Source organism: Streptomyces sp. NPDC044064, assembly GCF_056434245.1.
This window is the reverse complement of record NZ_JBWKFN010000011.1, coordinates 146,895-161,879: the sequence shown is the minus strand read 5'-3', so window position 1 is coordinate 161,879 and position 14,985 is coordinate 146,895. Positions and strand designations below refer to the sequence as shown.

12 protein-coding genes are annotated in these 14,985 nt (G+C 72.2%); 9 read left to right on the top strand and 3 right to left on the bottom strand.

The annotated features are described in order from the left end of the window. Nucleotides 1–2: 2 nt before the first annotated feature. Nucleotides 3–1,298 (bottom strand): phenylacetate--CoA ligase PaaK, encoded by a 1,296-nt coding sequence (gene paaK / locus AC07DS_RS19670; protein WP_479146942.1) that lies wholly within the window; start codon nt 1,296–1,298, stop codon nt 3–5. Between the two features lie 144 nt (nt 1,299–1,442). On the opposite strand from paaK, the gene AC07DS_RS19665 reads away from it, so the two are divergent. Together AC07DS_RS19665 and AC07DS_RS19660 are read left to right on the top strand one after the other, a co-directional pair. Then, nucleotides 1,443–1,820, top strand: coding sequence for a hypothetical protein (locus AC07DS_RS19665; protein ID WP_479146940.1), 378 nt, complete (start codon nt 1,443–1,445; stop codon nt 1,818–1,820). A gap of 50 nt (nt 1,821–1,870) precedes the next feature. Beyond that, nucleotides 1,871–2,743 carry an alpha/beta fold hydrolase gene (locus tag AC07DS_RS19660; protein WP_479146938.1) on the top strand — a complete coding sequence of 291 codons (873 nt, stop codon included), beginning with the start codon at nt 1,871–1,873 and terminating at the stop codon, nt 2,741–2,743. Here the strand turns inward: AC07DS_RS19660 and AC07DS_RS19655 are convergent. Next, nucleotides 2,712–4,460 carry an alkaline phosphatase family protein gene (locus AC07DS_RS19655; RefSeq protein ID WP_479146936.1) on the bottom strand — a complete coding sequence of 583 codons (1,749 nt, stop codon included), beginning with the start codon at nt 4,458–4,460 and terminating at the stop codon, nt 2,712–2,714. The two genes, AC07DS_RS19660 and AC07DS_RS19655, sit on opposite strands and share 32 nt — an antisense overlap. A 182-nt stretch (nt 4,461–4,642) precedes the next feature. Next, entirely contained in the window at nt 4,643–6,256 is a 1,614-nt protein-coding gene (locus tag AC07DS_RS19650) for an acyl-CoA synthetase (RefSeq protein ID WP_479146934.1), read from the bottom strand. 187 nt (nt 6,257–6,443) lie between these two features. Here AC07DS_RS19650 and AC07DS_RS19645 point away from each other — a divergent pair, with 187 nt between their 5' ends. The 7 genes from AC07DS_RS19645 (at nt 6,444) to AC07DS_RS19615 (ending at nt 14,977) form a co-directional block, all read left to right on the top strand. Continuing rightward, nucleotides 6,444–7,244 (top strand): crotonase/enoyl-CoA hydratase family protein, encoded by an 801-nt coding sequence (locus AC07DS_RS19645; protein WP_479146932.1) that lies wholly within the window; start codon nt 6,444–6,446, stop codon nt 7,242–7,244. A 153-nt stretch (nt 7,245–7,397) separates the two neighbouring features. Next, nucleotides 7,398–8,339 (top strand): Zn-ribbon domain-containing OB-fold protein, encoded by a 942-nt coding sequence (locus tag AC07DS_RS19640; RefSeq protein ID WP_479146930.1) that lies wholly within the window; start codon nt 7,398–7,400, stop codon nt 8,337–8,339. Beyond that, nucleotides 8,336–9,385, top strand: a complete 1,050-nt coding sequence (locus tag AC07DS_RS19635) for a thiolase domain-containing protein (RefSeq protein WP_479146928.1) — start codon at nt 8,336–8,338, stop codon at nt 9,383–9,385. The genes AC07DS_RS19640 and AC07DS_RS19635 overlap by 4 nt, the downstream gene beginning before the upstream one ends. Further along, complete coding sequence (locus AC07DS_RS19630) at nt 9,382–10,548, top strand: thiolase domain-containing protein (RefSeq protein ID WP_479146926.1); 1,167 nt, start codon at nt 9,382–9,384, stop codon at nt 10,546–10,548. Before AC07DS_RS19635 ends, AC07DS_RS19630 begins: the two co-directional genes overlap by 4 nt. 82 nt (nt 10,549–10,630) lie before the next feature. Further along, the gene (locus AC07DS_RS19625; protein ID WP_479146924.1) at nt 10,631–10,873 is read left to right on the top strand and encodes a DUF397 domain-containing protein; all 243 of its coding nucleotides are present in this window, start codon (nt 10,631–10,633) and stop codon (nt 10,871–10,873) included. 139 nt (nt 10,874–11,012) lie between these two features. Then, on the top strand, nt 11,013–11,933 hold the full coding sequence (locus AC07DS_RS19620) for a universal stress protein (protein WP_479146923.1): 921 nt from the start codon (nt 11,013–11,015) through the stop codon (nt 11,931–11,933). A gap of 161 nt (nt 11,934–12,094) precedes the next feature. Beyond that, nucleotides 12,095–14,977, top strand: coding sequence for an ATP-binding protein (locus AC07DS_RS19615; RefSeq protein WP_479146921.1), 2,883 nt, complete (start codon nt 12,095–12,097; stop codon nt 14,975–14,977). Nucleotides 14,978–14,985 lie beyond the last annotated feature (8 nt).

Here is a 14,985-nt window from a genome sequence, read left to right as displayed (position 1 = left end):
CGCTAGCGCGGCCGCAGATCCATGATCCGGCGGATCTTGCCCACGGACCGCTCCAGCGACTCCGGTTCCACGATCTCCACGTCCACGGAGACACCGACGCCGTCCTTCACGGCCGCGGCGATGGACAGGGCCGCCGCCTCCCGCACCTCGGGAGTGGCGCCCGGGCGCGCCTCGGCGCGAACGGTGAGCGCGTCGAGGCGGCCCTCGCGGGTGAGGCGCAGCTGGAAGTGCGGGGCCACGCCGGGGGTGCGCAGCACGATCTCCTCGATCTGCGTCGGGAAGAGGTTGACCCCGCGCAGGATCACCATGTCGTCGCTGCGCCCGGTGATCTTCTCCATCCGCCGGAACACCCGGGCCGTGCCGGGCAGCAGCCGGGTCAGGTCCCGGGTCCGGTACCGGACGATCGGCATGGCCTCCTTGGTGAGCGAGGTGAACACCAGCTCGCCCTGCTCGCCGTCCGGCAGCACCTCGCCCGTGATCGGGTCGACGATCTCCGGATAGAAGTGGTCCTCCCACACATGGAGACCGTCCTTGGTCTCCACGCACTCCTGGGCGACCCCCGGACCGATCACCTCGGACAACCCGTAGATGTCGACGGCGTCGATCGCGAACCGCTCCTCGATCTCCCGCCGCATCTGCTCGGTCCAGGGCTCGGCCCCGAAGACGCCCACCCGCAGCGAGGTGCTCCGTGGATCCACGCCCTGCCGCTCGAACTCGTCCAGCAGCGTGAGCATGTACGACGGGGTGACCATGATGATGCCGGGTTCGAGGTCCCGGATCAGCTGGACCTGGCGCGCCGTCATGCCACCGGACGCCGGGACGACCGTGCAGCCCAGCCGCTCGGCACCGTAGTGGGCGCCGAGCCCCCCGGTGAACAGTCCATAGCCGTAGGCCACATGTACGGTGTCACCGGGGCGCCCGCCCGCGGCCCGGAGGGAACGCGCCACCATGTCGGCCCACATGGAAAGGTCGTTCTCCGTGTAGCCGACCACCGTGGGCAGTCCGGTGGTGCCGCTGGAGGCGTGGAGGCGGCGGATGCGTTCGCGCGGCACGGCGAACATGCCGTACGGGTAGTGCTCCCGGAGGTCGGCCTTGGTGGTGAAGGGGAAGTGCGCCAGGTCGGCCAGCGAGCGGCAGTCCTCCGGGCGGATGCCGGCCTTGTCGAAGGACTCCCGGTAGAAGGGCACGTTGTCGTAGGCGTGCCGCAGTGAGGCACGCAGCCGCTCCAGCTGGAGCGCCCGCAACTCCTCGGGCCCGAGCTTCTCGCCCGCATCCAGCAGGTCCGCCGCATCCGCCATCGGGCCTTCTCCCTCGTCAGCCACACATTCCGGACGACCGATCATTCGGTCGCCCCTCCGGGGCCAGTAAATTCAGACCACCGGCCTCCGGGCAAGAGGCCGGCCCGGAATTTTCCCGACGGGGCGCTCCGGAAGGACGGGCGCGTGGAGATACGACGCGAACTGCTGCCCCCGCCCGTCGACGCCTTCAACGCGGCAACCGGGTGCGCGTACGAGCCGTCGGCCTTCCTCTGCCGGTTCGCACAGCGTGATCTGGAGGAGTTCGCTCTGGAGGCCGCCCGGCCGGCCCGGCCACGTGTCCCGGACGTCACCTGCGAGGAACTCACCGAGATCGTCCGCCGGATCCTGGCCGGATGCGCATCGGGGGACCCTGACACCGACTGCTACCTGTCGGTGCTGCGGACCAACGTCGCTCATCCTCGGGCCGCCGACCTGCTCTTCCGCCCGCCTGCCCACCTGGCGGACGCCCCGCCGGAGCGGATCGTGGAGGAGCCGGCGGCCTACCGGCCCATCGCGCTGTGAGCGGGCAATGGCGTTGCGGCCCGGCGGTCCGGGCCGGGATGATCAACGGCATGCCGATCTTCAGCGCAGCCGACGGAACCCAGCTCGCCTACCACCTCAGGGGTGAGGGCGAGACGCTCGCCGTGCTGCCCGGCGGGCCCATGCGGGCCTCCGTCTATCTCGGGGACCTGGGCGGGCTTGCCGCGCACCGGCGGCTGGCGCTGCTCGATCTGCGGGGCACCGGGGATTCCGGGGTGCCGGGCGACCCGGCGACGTACCGCTGTGATCGGCTGGTGGACGACGTGGAGGCATGGCGGGCCCACATGGGGCTGGAGCACATGGATCTGTTGGCCCACTCGGCGGCCGGTAGCCTCGCGCTGCTCTACGCGGCCCGCTACCCCCACCGGATACGGCGGCTCGCGCTGATCACCCCGAATCCGTCGGCCCTCGGCATGCGGGCAACCCCCGAGGACCGGCTGGCCGCGGCCCGGCTGCGGGCCGGTGAGCCGTGGTTCGCGGAGGCGTTTGCCGCGTTCGAGGCGTGGCTGACGCGGGAGGGCGACTTCGACGAGGTCTTCATGCCGTTCTTCTACGGCCGCTGGGACGAGGCCGCCCGCACGCATGACGCCGCCGCGGACGAGCAGACCAACGACGAGGCGGGCGAACGGTACTTCGGCGAGGGGGCCTTCACCCCGGACGCCACCCGGGCCGCGCTCGCCGCCCTGAGCGCCCCGGTCCTGGTGTACGCGGGCGGACTCGACGGCGGCCCCCGCCCGGACCTCGCCCGCCGCACCGCCGAGGTCTTCCCGAACGCGGAGCTCACCGTCCAGCCCGGCGCCGGCCACTACCCGTGGCTGGACGACCCGGAGCACTTCGTCCGCCGCACCCTCGCCTTCCTGGACGGGGACCCGGTCAGCCCTGCTGCGGGCCGTACGCCCGCATGAAGCGGTCGCGGAACTTGTTCATCGGCCAGATCGGAGCGTCCGCCGCCGGCTTCAGGCCCTCCGTCCAGCCCCAACCGGAGACACGGTCCAGCACCTTCGGGTCGTGGGCGACGATCGTGACCGGCACGTCCTTGCGGGGACTGCCCGCGGTGACCGTCGGCACCGGCTGGTGGTCGCCGAGGAAGACGAGCACCGTGTTCCTGTCGCCGTAGCGCTGCACGAACTCGACGAGGCTGTGCAGCGAGTACTCGATGGCGTTCCGGTACTCGGTGCGCACGCTCTCGGGGTTCTTCCAGACCTCCTTCGGGTCCTTGCCCTCCTTCTTGATGCGGTGGAAGACCGAGCCGTCGCCGAGGTCCTTCCAGTCGATCATGTGGGCGACGGGCGCCCAGGGGTTGTGGCTGGAGGCGAGGATGATCTCCGCCATCAGCGGCCCCCGGTCCTTCTTGCCGAACTCCAGCCGGTTGAAGGCCTCCAGGCTGAACTGGTCCGGCACGGGCGTCCAGCTGAAGTAGGGGCCGTGGTAGCCGAGGTGCGTGGAGTCGTAGATGTGGTCCAGGCCGAAGAACCTGCCTTCCGGCCAGGCGTACCGCACACCCGGCACCACGCCGACCGTGCGCCAGGCACCGGTCTCGCGGAAGTACTTGGTGAGGGTCATCCGGTCGCTGGAGGTGACCGTCCGGTACCGCTGCTGGTTCTTGACCCACAGCCCGGACAGGAAGGTCGTGTGGCACAGCCAGCTGCCCGCGCCCGTCACAGGGGACCTGAGCCAGCCGCTGCGGGCCTCGAATCCCGCCGCCTTCAGGGAGGCCGTGCCCTCCTTCAGGACGGTACCGATCCGCGGCGCCATCGCAGGGTCCTCGATCGCCGTACGGCCGTAGCTCTCGATGAAGGTGAACAGGACGTCCTTGCCGCGCAGGCCGGTCAGCAACCGGTCGCGCGGTGTACCCGCGAAAGCGTCGACGGCGGCCTCCGCACGGAAGACCCGGGCATCCGCGAGGCCCGCGCGCACCTGCTCGACCCGGTTGCCCACGATGACGGCGTTGATCTTGGAGGCGACCGGCACGTCACCGATCTGCAGGCTGAGCGTGACACAGGTGATCCACGCGGTGCCCAGCACCAGGGTGCTGCGGGTGGCCACTTGGCGGTGCCGGACCATCAGACCGGTCAGCCGGACCGTGGCGAGCGTGGTGAGGAGAAGAACCGCGACGGCGAGGAGCAGGGCACCGGTGACGGCGAGCAGTTGGCCGGTCCGGCCGAGCGACTCCCGCAGGAAGTCGGCCGCGTCGCCCAGCAGGCCCCAGTCCATCACCAGGTTGAACGGCCGCACCAGCACCGAGTAGAAGCCCATGTCGACGCACTTGAGGATGGTCAGCAGACCGAGCAGCAGGCCCGTGACCACCGCCGTGACGCGTCGGCCCCGGTGCGGCAGCACCAGGAGCAGACCGGCCAGCAGGATCCCCTCCGCGGGGATGCGCAGGAAGGCGACGAAGGTCAGCCCGTCGAGCCGGTTCGGCAACAGCAGTGCGCCCAGTACGAGCACGGCAGCGAGGACCGTCGTCCCCGCACTCACGGCCCGCGCGACCCGCGGGTGGCGCAGACGCCGGCCGAACCGTCCGGGGCGGACGCCCGCCGCGGAGTCCCGCCGGGTGTCCTCCCCGCTCCCCTCGTCATCGGTGTCCGACCCCGGTCCGGGATCCGGCAGTTGGCGAGGCATGAGGTGCGACACCCGAAGGTCCTTCCGCGCGTGGCCCGGTCCCGGCTGCGACGGGCGGAACCAGCAGGCCGACGCCGTCATCACCCGTACGGCCGAGCGTCACCGTCCGTTCAGCAATGGCGCACACAGTACGCGCCCCCGGCCGCACGGCAACGGTCGGACACCTCGCCCCGGGACCTGCCCTAGCGGTCCGCGGCCACCGCCACCTCCCGCGCCCACCGGTAGTCCGCCTTCCCGCTCGGTGACCGCTGGATGGAGTCCGCGATCACCAGCTGGCGCGGGATCTTGTAGCCGGCCAGCCGGGTGCGGCAGTGGTCCTGGATGTCGGTCAGCGAGGGATGCCGGGCTCCCTCGCGCAGCTGCACCACGGCCGCCACATGGTTGCCCCAGGTGGCGTCCGGCACTCCGGCGACCAGTGCGTCGTACACGTCCGGATGGGCCTTGAGGGCCTGCTCGACCTCCTCCGGGTACACCTTCTCGCCCCCGGTGTTGATGCACTGCGAGCCCCGGCCGAGGACGGTGACCACGCCCTCCTCGTCCACCGTCGCCATGTCGCCGAGCAGTACCCAGCGTGTCCCGTCCTTCTCGAAGAACGTCTCGGCGGTCTTGCGGGGGTCGTTGTAGTAGCCGAGCGGCACATGGCCGCACTGTGCGACCCGCCCGATCTCGCCGACGGTCACCGGCTCGTGCGTCGCCGGATCCACCACCTGCGTACGGGAGTTGACCCGGATGCGGAAGCCGCGCTCGGGTCCCGAGTCCTCCGTAGCCGTGCCGTTGAAGCCGGACTCGGAGGAGCCGAAGTTGTTCAGCAGCAGGGCGTTCGGGACCAGTTCCCGGAACTGCCGGCGCACGGTCTCCGACATGATCGCGCCCGACGAGGACACGCTGAACAGTGCCGAGCAGTCCGTGCCCTTCAGCGGCCCGCCCAGCGCGTCGATCAGCGGCCGGAGCATCGCGTCACCGACCAGCGACATGCTGGTGACCTTCTCCCTCTCGACGGTCCGCAGCACCTCCTCCGGCACGAACTTGCGGTGCAGGACGACCCGTTGGCCGAAGTTGAAGCCGATGAACGCGGTGAGGGTGGACGTGCCGTGCATCAGCGGGGGAGTGGGGAAGAAGGTGATCCCGTACCCGCCGGCGGCAACCCGCTCGGCCAGCTCCTCCGGGCTCTTCACCGGCTCACCCGTGGGCGCCCCGCCGCCCAGACCCGCGAAGAACAGGTCCTCCTGGCGCCACATCACCCCCTTGGGCATGCCGGTCGTACCGCCGGTGTAGATGATGAACTGGTCGTCGCCCGACCTGGCGGGAAAGCCCCGCCCGGGCGGACCGGACGCCTCCGCCTCGGCGAACGGGACGGCGCCGGGCACCGGCGAGGACGAATCGCCCACCCGCAGCACGTGCCGCAGCTTCGGCGCCCGTGGCAGCGCCGCCGCCACCCGGTCGCCGAACTCCCCGTCGAAGGCCAGCGCGACCAGATCCGCGTCCCGGTAGAGGTAGACCAGCTCCTCCTCGACATAGCGGTAGTTGACGTTGACCGGGACGACCCGGGCCTTCATGCAGGCCAGGACCGTCTGCAGGTATTCGACGCCGTTGTAGAGGTGGAGGCCCAGATGCTCCCCGGGGCGTATCCCGCTGTCGATCAGGTGGTGGGCGATGCGGTTGGCGGCCGCGTCCAGCTCCGCGTAGGTCAGGCGGCGTTCCGCGCCGGTGCCGGGATGATCGAGGTACACGAGGGCCTCGCGGTCCGGTACCACGTCGACGACCGACTCGAACAGATCGGCAAGGTTGTACTCCACCGCTCCTCCTGACCTCCGACGGCCTGGCGATCCACCGGTTCGCCGGTCATCAGAGCAAAGGGCGCGGCAACTGTGAAGGGCCCGGGCCAAGAAATCTGACTGCCTGTCAGAAAACCCGCGAAGTTCCCTTGAAGTGCCTCCCCGCCTACTGCAACCTGTTCTCGTTCCAACCGAGGGGAGATGGGCAATGGGTGGGACGGAACACCTCACCGTGCAGCGCGAAGGCGCCACACTGGTGCTCACGCTCAACAGGCCCGAAGCGAAGAACGCGCTCTCGCTTCCCATGCTCGTCGGCCTGTACGACGGCTGGGTCGAGGCCGACGAGGACGACACGATCCGCTCGATCGTGCTCGCCGGGGCCGGGGGTACCTTCTGTGCCGGCATGGACCTCAAGGCCCTGGCCGGGGACGGCATGGCGGGGCAGCACTACCGCGACCGGCTCAAGGCCGATCCCGACCTGCACTGGAAGGCCATGTTGCGCCACCACCGCCCCCGCAAGCCGGTGATCGCCGCCGTCGAGGGGTACTGCGTGGCCGGAGGCACCGAGATCCTCCAGGGCACCGACATCCGGGTCGCGGGCGAGTCCGCGACCTTCGGCCTGTTCGAGGTCCGGCGCGGCCTGTTCCCGATCGGCGGCTCGACCGTCCGGCTGCAGCGCCAGATCCCGCGCACCCACGCCCTGGAGATGCTGCTCACCGGACGGCCGTACAGCGCTCAGGAGGCGGCCGCCGTCGGGCTCGTCGGACATGTCGTCCCCGAAGGCACCGCACTCGCCAGGGCGCTGGAGATGGCCGAGCAGGTCAACGCCTGCGGACCGCTCGCCGTGGAGGCCGTCAAAGCCTCCGTGTACGAGACCGCCGAGATGACCGAGACCGACGGACTCGCCGCCGAACTCGCCCGTGGCTGGCCGGTCTTCGACACCGCCGACGCCAAGGAGGGCGCCCGCGCCTTCGCGGAGAAGCGGCCCCCCGTCTACAAGCGCGCGTAGCGGCCCCGCCGGGCGAGCGGCCGAGGAGCGCCGTTCGCGGGACCGCGGGCCGCCGCTGCCGGTCGCGCCCCGCGGCGCAGCGCACACCGCCACACCCCCACCGGCCGCGCAGCCCCGGCCCAGCACGCCGACTTCCGAAGGAGGCAGCCCCCGATGCCCGAAGTCCTCAAAGCCCCGCTCGTCGTCGAGTTTCCCTTCACCCGCTCTCTCGGCCCCGTCCAGAGCGCCTTCCTCACCGGACTGCGCGAACGCGTCGTCCTCGGGGTGAAGACCACCGACGGGCGCACGCTAGTCCCACCCGTCGAGTACGACCCCGTCACCGCCGAGGAGATCCGCGACCTGGTGGAGGTCGCCGCCACAGGCACGGTCACCACCTGGGCCTGGAACCATGAGCCCCGCCGGGGCCAGCCCCTCGACACGCCCTTCGCCTGGGTCCTGGTCCGCCTCGACGGCGCCGACACCGCCCTGCTGCACGCCCTGGACGCCCCCGGACCCGATGCCGTGCACACCGGCATGCGGGTGCGGATCCGCTGGGCCGGGGAACGCACCGGCGCCATCACCGACATCGCCTGCTTCGAACCGTACGACGGCGAACCGGGCCGACCGGGCGGCCACACCGGCGAGTTCGAGAACCCGCTCACCGGGATCGTCGCCCACGCCCGCCTCGACTACACCTACTCGCCCGGCCGCGCCCAGACCGACTACATCAACGCCCTCTCCGAACAACGGTCCGTCGGCGAGCGCTGCCCCTCCTGCCGCAAGGTGTACATCCCGCCGAGGGGTGCGTGCCCCACATGTGGCGTCGCCACATTGGAACATGTCGAAGTGGGTCCCCGCGGCACGGTCACCACCTATTGCATCGTGAACATCAAGGCGAAGAACCTCGACATCGAGGTGCCGTACGTCTACGCGCACATCGCCCTCGACGGCGCCGACCTGGCCCTGCACGCCCGTATCGGCGGGATCCCGTACGACGAGGTCCGCATGGGTATGCGGGTCGAGCCGGTCTGGACTCCGGGAGCGCGCTACCCCGATCACTACCGCCCGACCGGTGAACCCGACGCCGACTACGACACCTACAAGGAGCTGCTGTGACAAGGGAGATCGCGGTCGTCGCCTTCGCCCAGACCGACCACCGGCGCTCCACCGAGGAGTCCTCCGAGGTCGAGATGCTCATGCCGGTGCTGCACCAGGTGCTGGCCCGGACCGGGCTCAGGACCGCCGACATCGGCTTCACCTGCTCCGGCTCCAGCGACTACCTCGCCGGCCGGGCCTTCTCCTTCACCCTCGCCCTCGACGGTGTCGGCGCCTGGCCGCCCATCTCCGAGTCGCACGTCGAGATGGACGGCGCGTGGGCGCTGTACGAGGCATGGACCAAGCTGATGACGGGCGATGCCGACACCGCCCTGGTGTACTCCTACGGCAAGTCCTCTCCCGGATCCGTACGAGATGTCCTGACACGCCAGTTGGACCCGTACTACGTGGCCCCCCTCTGGCCGGACTCGGTCGCGCTGGCCGCCCTCCAGGCGCAGGCCCTCATCGACGCGGGGGACACGGACGAGCCCGCCCTCGCCGCTATCGGGGCGCGGAGCCGTGCCTCTGCCACCGCCAACTCCCATGCACAGCTCACCGGTTCGGTCCCGCAAGGCGACTACCTCGTACGCCCGCTGCGCCCCGGCGACTGCCCGCCCGTCGGCGACGGCGCCGCCGCCGTGATCCTCGCGGCGGGGGAGCGGGCCCGCGAGCTGTGCGAACGGCCCGCCTGGATCCGGGGCATCGACCACCGCATCGAGGCCCACTCCCTGGGCGTGCGCGACCTCACCGACTCGCCCTCCGCACGACTGGCCGCCGACAAGGCCGGTGCCTTCGAACGGCCCGTCGACACGGCCGAGTTGCACGCCCCGTTCACCGCACAGGAGGTCGTGCTGCGCAAGGCGCTCCGGCTGGACGAGAGCGTCCGCGTCAATCCCTCCGGGGGCGCGCTCGCCGCCAACCCGGTCATGGCCGCCGGACTCATCCGCATCGGCGAGGCCGCCGCCCGCATCCACCGCGGCGGGTCCGACCGTGCCCTCGCCCACGCCACCTCCGGCCCCTGCCTGCAGCAGAACCTGGTCGCCGTACTCGAAGGGGATCCACGATGAGCAAGGAGCCCGTGGCCGTCGTAGGAGTCGGCCAGACCAAGCACGTGGCCGCCCGCCGGGACGTCTCGATCGCCGGACTCGTCCGCGAGGCGGCCGGACGGGCCCTCCAGGACGCCGAGTTGACCTGGGGCGACATCGACGCCGTCGTCATCGGCAAGGCGCCCGACTTCTTCGAGGGCGTCATGATGCCCGAGCTGTACCTCGCCGACGCCCTCGGCGCGGTCGGCAAACCCATGCTGCGGGTGCACACCGCCGGCTCGGTCGGCGGATCCACCGCCCTCGTGGCGGCCAACCTGGTGGCGGCCCGCGTCCACGGCACCGTGCTCACGCTCGCCTTCGAAAAACAGTCCGAGTCCAACGCCATGTGGGGCCTGTCCCTGCCCATCCCCTTCCAGCAGCCCCTGCTCGCCGGGGCCGGCGGCTTCTTCGCCCCGCACGTACGCGCCTACATGCGGCGCACCGGCGCCCCCGACTCCGTCGGCTCCCTCGTCGCCTACAAGGACCGGCGCAACGCCCTGAAGAACCCCTACGCCCACCTCCACGAGCACGACATCACCCTGGAGAAGGTCCAGGCCTCGCCCATGCTGTGGGACCCGATCCGCTACTCGGAGACCTGCCCGTCCTCCGACGGCGCCTGCGCCATGGTCCTCACCGACCGCGCCGGAGCCGCCCGTGCGCCCCGGCCGGCCGCCTGGATGCTCGGCGGCGCCATGCGCAGCGAGCCGACCCTGTTCGCGGGCAAGGACTTCGTCTCCCCGCAGGCAGGCAAGGACTGCGCCGCCGACGTCTACCGGCAGGCCGGCATCGCCGACCCGCGCCGGGACATCGACGCCGTCGAGATGTACGTGCCGTTCTCCTGGTACGAGCCCATGTGGCTGGAGAACCTGGGCTTCGCCGAGGAGGGCGGCGGCTGGAAGCTCACCGAGTCCGGGGTGACCGAGCTGGACGGGGACCTGCCCGTCAACATGTCGGGCGGGGTGCTCTCCACCAACCCCATCGGTGCCTCCGGCATGATCCGCTTCGCCGAGGCCGCCCTGCAGGTGCGCGGCCAGGCCGGAGAACACCAGGTGGACCGGGCCCGGAAGGTGCTCGGTCACGCCTACGGCGGCGGTTCGCAGTTCTTCTCCATGTGGCTCGTCGGATCCGAGCCCCCCGACTCCTGAAAGGTCCTCCCGACACGGCCTGTCCGCCGTGGGAAGCGGTCGCTAGGCTGACCGCGGACGACGAACCGGGAGGAGTACGGACGTGGCCGAGAGCACCATCCAGCAGCAGCCGTTCGTGGGCTGGGACAAGCCGGAGCTGGACCTCAGCAGGGCCGAGTGGCAGTCCAGCAGCCGAGGGCTGGGCGATGTCCAGATCGCCTTTGTGGAGGGCTTCATCGCCATGCGCAACGGCGAGCGCCCGGAAAGCCCTTCCCTGATCTTCACCCCCGCCGAGTGGGGTGCCTTCGTCTCCGGGGCCCGGGAAGGCGAGTTCGACCTCACCTGAGTGCCCTCGTGCCGCTAGCCGAACCGGGGGTGTTCGGCGCGGATATCTGGACACGCGATCGACAGCGCCCTGTCGGGGCCGACGCCTGAGCGAGGCTGGCCCCGACAAGGGGAAGGTCGCGTTCCGGAGGTGAGGGAAGATGAGCAGTGCGCCGGTCATCGCCGCGGTGGACGGTTCCGAGGACAGCCGGCGGGCGCTGGAGTGGGCCGTGGACGCCGCCCACCGTCGCGCGGCGCCACTGCGGGTGGTGCACGTACGGCAGTACGCCGCCTGGGGACAGGCCGACGTCCTGGTCGCCGGTCCACCCGACACCGAGGGCGACCCGGAGCTCGACGAGGTCCGCGCACTGCTGCGGGACCGCGCCGACGCGAAGACCGTGGAGTACGTCGCACTGGAGGGGGTGCCGGGCGCGGTGCTTCCCGAACTCGGCCTGGACGCCCAGCTGTTGGTCCTCGGCTCACGGGGCCGTGGCGGCTTCGCCAGCCTGCTGCTCGGCTCCAACAGCCTGGCCGCCGCACGCGACGCCGAGTGCCCGGTGGTCGTCGTACCCCGGCCCGGCCGCGAGGTCCACGGGGAGGGCCCGACCGAACCCGGGCCCCGGGTGGTCGTGGGCCTGCACGTCGACAGCCCCGACGACGACGCCCTCGGCCTCGCCTTCGCCGAGGCCGCCCTGCGCGAGGCCCGCGTCGAGGTGATCGCCGCCTACCCGTGGCCGGTGCTGACCTGGTCCGCGCCCGGCCAGATGGTGCCGCCGCCGATCGACCGGGCCGCCGTCGAGAACGAGACCCGGACCCTCGCGGAAGGCTTTCTCGCTCCGCACCAGGAACGCCACCCGGACGTCCGCGCCGACGTCGCGGCCCTGCCCGGTGACGCCGCCGGCCTCCTCGTCGCCGCCTCGAAGGGTGCCGAACTGGTCGTCGTCGGCCGCCACCGGCGACGCCTGCTGGCACCCGCCCGCATGATGGGCTCGGTCACCCAGGCGGTCCTGCTCCACGCGGCGAGCCCGATCGCGGTGGTACCGCCGGAACCGACGGGCAAGGCCCGCGAATCCGTCCGGTGACCCGCGCCGCACGGCGGCGGCCGGGCGGTGGTCCACAACCCTGCCCGGACCGGCCCGAACGCGCCGCGCGAGGCGTACGCTGTGGTGCCTGACGGTCACGGTGTGCGCCCGCTCCCCGCGCGGGTCCGACGCCGGGGCGGGGGTGTGGGATGGGACAACGGATGGCGCGCAGCCGTAGGGGCCTCTTCGAGCGGGAGAGCGAACTCGCCGCTGTGGAAGAGGCGTTGGGCGAGCTCACCGGCCTGCGCGAGGACGGCGCGGAAGCGGCGCGGCGGCCGCGTGGCGCCCTGCTCGCGTTCGCCGGCCGCGCCGGCATCGGCAAGACCACTCTGCTCGCCGAGGTCCGGCGCCGGGCCACCGACCTCGGCTGCACCGTGCTCTCCGCCCGCGGCGGCGACCAGGAACAGCGCGTCGCCTTCCACGTGGCCCGCCAGCTGCTCCAGCCGCAGCTCGCCGGAGTGCCGGAGAGCGAACTGCGGTCCTCGCTGGGCAGTTGGTACGACATCGTCGGACCCGCCCTCGGCCTGTGCGCACCCACCGAGGGTGCCCCGCCCGACCAGCAGGGTCTCGGCGACGGCCTGGACTGGGTCCTCACCCACCTCGCCGTGCGCAGCGCCCCGATGGTCCTCGTCCTCGACGACGCCCACTGGGCCGACCCCGAATCCCTGCGCTGGCTGGCCGCGTTCGCGCCCCGCGCCGAGGAACTCCCGCTGCTGGTCGTGGTCGCCTACCGGCCCGACGAACTCCCCGACCACGCCGAGTCGCTCCGCGGCCTCCCGGGCCGCGCGGGCGGACGCCCCCTCGACCTGGAGCCGCTCAGCGCGGCCGCCGTCGCCCGCCTGGTCCGGGAGACCCTCGGCACGCACGCCGACGACGCGTTCTGCCGCGAGTGCTGGGTCGTCACCGCCGGCAACCCCTTCGAGACCGTCGAGCTGACCGCCAAGGTGCACGATCGCGGACTCATCCCCACCGAGACCGGGGCCCATCTGCTGCGCGACCTCGCCGCGGCCGTCAAGGGCACCGGACTGATCACCCGGCTCGAACGCCTCGGCACCTCCGCAGTCCGGTTCGCCTGGGCCTGCGCCGTCCTCGGCACCGAGATCCATCCCCGGCTCGGCGCCGCCGTCGCCGGACTCGGGCACGAGGAGGCCGCCGACGCCGCCGACGCGCTGCGCGGCGCGCGCATTCTGACGGGTGTCGAGACGCTCGAATTCGTGCACCCGCTGATCGCCACCGCCGTCTACCGCGCCATCCCGTCCGGCGTGCGCGTCGCCCTGCACGGACAGGCCGCCTGGTGTGTGATCAACGACGGACAGGGCCCCTCCGCCGCCGCCCGCCACCTCCTGGAGACCCACCCCGAGGGCGACATCTGGGTCGTGCAGCAACTGCGCGCCGCCGCCGGTGAGACCCTCCGGGCCGGCGCCCCCGAAGCCGCCTGCAGCTACCTCGCCCGCGCCCTGAGCGAGCCTCCGCCGCCCAGGGACCGGGCCGCCGTCCTGTACGAACTGGGCTCCGCCTCCCTGCTCACCGAACCCGCCACCACCGTCAACCACCTGCGCGCCGCCCTCGAAGAGCCCATCGCCGACCCCGAGCTGCGGCAGAACATCGTCTACCGCCTCTCCCAGGTCCTCGCCCACAGCGACCGCCTCGCCGAGGCCTCCGACACCCTGGCCCGCGAGATCCGCCTGACCGAGGACGCGCGGGTCAGGCTGCGCATGGTCTCCGAGCAGTTCATGTGGGACGCCTTCCGCGCCGACGAACCCGACCACCCCTCCCGCTCCCGCCGCATGGCCAGGCTGGCGAGCAGCCTCAAGGGCCGCGACCTCACCGAGCGCTACATCATCGGGCTGCGCACCTGGGACGCCGTCCAACGCGGCGAACCCGCCCAGGTCGCCCTCCAGCACGCCGAACGCGCCCTGGCCGGCGGCCTCGGCTGGGCCGAGTCCGACCGCGGCTTCGAGGTGCCGGTCCTGGTCGCGCTCGCCTTCATGTACGCCGACCGGCCGGGCCGCACCGAGGAACTGTTCGCCGCCGGGATCGCCGACTTCGAGCGCCAGGGCTGGCGCGGCGCCCACCTCTCCTTCGCCTACACCCTCCTCGCCTACGTCCGCTACCGGCGCGGGCGGCTCGCCGAGGCGGAGGACTTCGTCCGCGCGGGCCTCAGGCTCGCCGAACGCGTCGGCCCCGGCACGCCCGCCCACTGGTACGCCGTCGGCATCCTGATCCAGGTCCTGCTGGCCCGGGGCCGCGTCGCGGAGGCGGCACATACCGCCGACGACTTCTGCTTCGGGGAGCCCTTCCCGGCCGCCGTCGTCTTCCCCGACGCCCAGACGGTGCACGGCGAACTGCTCCTGGCCCGTGGTCTCGACAAGGACGCGGCGGCCGCGCTCTCCGCCGCCGGGCGCCGCCTCGACCCGCGGGGCATCCGCAACCCCGCCTGGTGCCCCTGGCAGCTCCACCTCGCCCGCGCCGAGAGCCACTACGCCCCCGAACGAGCCCTGGCCACAGCCCTCGAAGCGGTGGAGCGCGCCCACCAGTTCGGCGCCCCCTCCACGATCGGACAGGCCCTGCGGACGGTGGCGGAGGTGTCCTCGGGCTCGGCGCGCGTCAAGTACCTGGAGGAGTCCGTCGCCCATCTGGAGCGCTCCCCGGCCGCGTACGAGCTCGCCTGCGCGCTGGTCGCCCTGGGCACCGAACTGCGCCACGCCGGCCGCCCGGGGGAAGCCGCCGAGCACCTCTACCGGGGTCTCGACACGGCCGTCCAGTGCGGCGCCGACGGCCTCGTGGACACGGCCCGGGCCGAACTCGCCGCCGCCGGCCTGCGCCCCCGCCGCCTCCACAGCACCGAGACCGACACCCTCACCAGCCGCGAGCGTTTCGCCGCCACCCTCGCGGTCCACGACCGCACCGAGGCGGAGATCGCCGCGGAGCTCCACACCGACGAGCAGAGCGTCGTACGCCTCCTCTCGGCGGTGTACCGGAAGCTGGGAACCGACCGGTCGGGGCTCGGAGCGGCGCTGGGCGAGGGGACGGCGCCGGGCTAGAGACCGGA

Coding starts and splice junctions, on each gene's coding strand:
- AC07DS_RS19645 (WP_479146932.1), top strand. CDS start 6,444: ATGGGTGGGACGGAACACCTCACCGTGCAGCGCGAAGGCGCCACACTG.
- paaK (WP_479146942.1), bottom strand. CDS start 1,298: ATGGCGGATGCGGCGGACCTGCTGGATGCGGGCGAGAAGCTCGGGCCC.
- AC07DS_RS19630 (WP_479146926.1), top strand. CDS start 9,382: ATGAGCAAGGAGCCCGTGGCCGTCGTAGGAGTCGGCCAGACCAAGCAC.
- AC07DS_RS19655 (WP_479146936.1), bottom strand. CDS start 4,460: ATGCCTCGCCAACTGCCGGATCCCGGACCGGGGTCGGACACCGATGAC.
- AC07DS_RS19640 (WP_479146930.1), top strand. CDS start 7,398: ATGCCCGAAGTCCTCAAAGCCCCGCTCGTCGTCGAGTTTCCCTTCACC.
- AC07DS_RS19615 (WP_479146921.1), top strand. CDS start 12,095: ATGGCGCGCAGCCGTAGGGGCCTCTTCGAGCGGGAGAGCGAACTCGCC.
- AC07DS_RS19660 (WP_479146938.1), top strand. CDS start 1,871: ATGCCGATCTTCAGCGCAGCCGACGGAACCCAGCTCGCCTACCACCTC.
- AC07DS_RS19620 (WP_479146923.1), top strand. CDS start 11,013: ATGAGCAGTGCGCCGGTCATCGCCGCGGTGGACGGTTCCGAGGACAGC.